Annotated in this window: 2 protein-coding genes; both read left to right on the top strand. The window is 75.6% G+C overall.

Going from position 1 to position 1,804, the window contains the following annotated elements; all coding sequences use genetic code 11:
* Positions 1-168: 168 nt before the first annotated feature.
* Positions 169-1,356, top strand: coding sequence for a putative cytokinetic ring protein SteA (gene steA, locus GTW08_RS21475; protein WP_073575228.1), 1,188 nt, complete (start codon positions 169-171; stop codon positions 1,354-1,356).
* A partial coding sequence (locus GTW08_RS21470) for a copper transporter (protein WP_161152441.1) occupies positions 1,353-1,804 on the top strand: 452 nt, incomplete at its 3' end. The genes steA and GTW08_RS21470, both read left to right, overlap by 4 nt.

The raw sequence follows: 1,804 nt of genomic DNA, 5'->3' as shown, positions 1-1,804 counted from the left end.
GCCCGGCCGACGGCCGCCCGGGCGGCGCGCCGTCGCTGTGGGTGAGCGGCGCGTGGTCCGGGCGTCGCCACCCGGGGAGCGACGGGGGATCGTCCGGGCCGGTGACGTCGCGGTCTCGCGCGGCGTGCCTGCGTGGTCACGGACGTCCCACCTGTCACAGTGCGCCACATGAAGCTGTCCGGCCTGCTGCACCGTTCCCGACCGGAGCTGCCGGGCCTGACCGGCCCGGCCCGCGCCGACCGTCGTATCGAGTCGGTGCTCCGGCGCCTGCGCCCCGGCGACATCGCCGTGATCGACCAGGTCGACCTGGACCGGGCGACCGCGGACGCGCTCGTCGCCGCTCGGGTCGCCGCGGTCGTCAACGCCGCCCCGTCGATCTCCGGCCGGTTCCCGAACCTCGGCCCGCAGGTGCTCGTCGAGGCGGGCATCCCGCTCGTCGACGACTGCGGTCCCGACACCCTGCGCGCGGTCAAGGACGGCATCCGGGTGCGGCTGCACGACGGCGTGCTCTACACCGGCGAACAGCCGCTGTGCGAGGGCCGCGAGCAGACCGAGGACACCGTCGCCGACGCCCTGGACGAGGCCAAGCAGGGCCTGACCCACCAGCTCGAGGCGTTCGCCGCGAACACCATCGAGTTCATGCGCCGCGAGCGCTCACTGCTCCTCGACGGGCACGGCGTTCCCGAGGTCGACGTCGCCCTCGACGGGCGGCCGGTGCTCGTCGTCGCCGCCGGGTTCGAGCACCTCGCCGTGCTGAAGCGGCTCAAGACCTACATCAAGGAGTACCGGCCGGTGCTCGTCGGCGTCGGGGCGGGCGCGGACGCGCTGCTCAACGCGCGCCACCGCCCGGACCTCATCGTCGCCGACCCGTCCGAGGTGTCGAACCAGGCGCTGACCAGCGGCGCGGACGTCGTCGTCCCGGCCTTCCCCGACGGGCACGCCCCGGGGCTGCACCGTGTGCAGGACCTGGGCGCCAGCGCCGTGACGTTCCCGTCGATGGCCAACCCCGAGGACCTCGCCCTGCTGCTCGCCCACCACCGCGGCGCCTCGATGATCGTCACGGTCGGGCTGTCGGCGTCGATGGGGGAGTTCCTCGACCGCGGGCGGTCGGGCAGCAACGCCTCGACCTTCCTGACCCGGCTGCAGGCGGGGGGCAGCGTCGTCGACGGCGCGATGATCGCCCAGATGTACCGGAGCCGGACCTCGTTCGCGCCGCTGCTGCTGCTCGTCGCGGCCGCGGTGGTCGCGGTCGTCGTCGCCGTGCTCGTGTCCGGCGGCGGCCCCGCGGTGCTGGAGTGGCTGCGTGGCGTGCTGGAGAGCCTGCGGGCCCTGGTCGCCGGATGGTTCCCGGCGTGATCTCGCGGCGCCACCACCGCATCGCCCTGGTCGCGGTGTTCGTGCTGGCCCTGGCGGCCGGGTTCGTCCTCGCCGTCGTCGGGCTCCCGCAGCGCATCGCCGACGTCGCGGCCTCGGGGACGGACACGGGCGAGACCGCCCGGCTGAGCGTCGAACGCGACACCCTGGCCGCGCAGCTGCACGCCAGTGACGAGTTCGCCGGCCGCGTCGGACCGGACCTGGTGCGCGGGAAGCTCACCGGGGTGCCCGTGACCGTCGTCGCGCTCGGTGCCGACCCGTCCGACACGCGCGCGGTCGCCGAGCTCGTCGTCGCCGCGGGGGGCAGCGTCGCGGGGGAGGTCGTGCTCACCCCGGCCGTCACCGACCCGGCCCGCGCCGACCAGCTGCGCGACCTGTCCGCACGGCTGCTGCCGTCGGGGGCCCAGCTCCCCACCGCCACCGACGCCGG

This window comes from Pseudonocardia sp. SID8383 (genome assembly GCF_009864975.1).
In the GTDB taxonomy this organism is placed as follows: domain Bacteria; phylum Actinomycetota; class Actinomycetes; order Mycobacteriales; family Pseudonocardiaceae; genus Pseudonocardia; species Pseudonocardia alni.
This window is presented reverse-complemented; position numbering and strand designations above follow the sequence as displayed.

What these genes read in the sequence shown, in the direction of transcription:
- steA (WP_073575228.1), top strand. Translation starts at nt 169, where the DNA reads ATGAAGCTGTCCGGCCTGCTGCACCGTTCCCGACCGGAGCTGCCGGGC.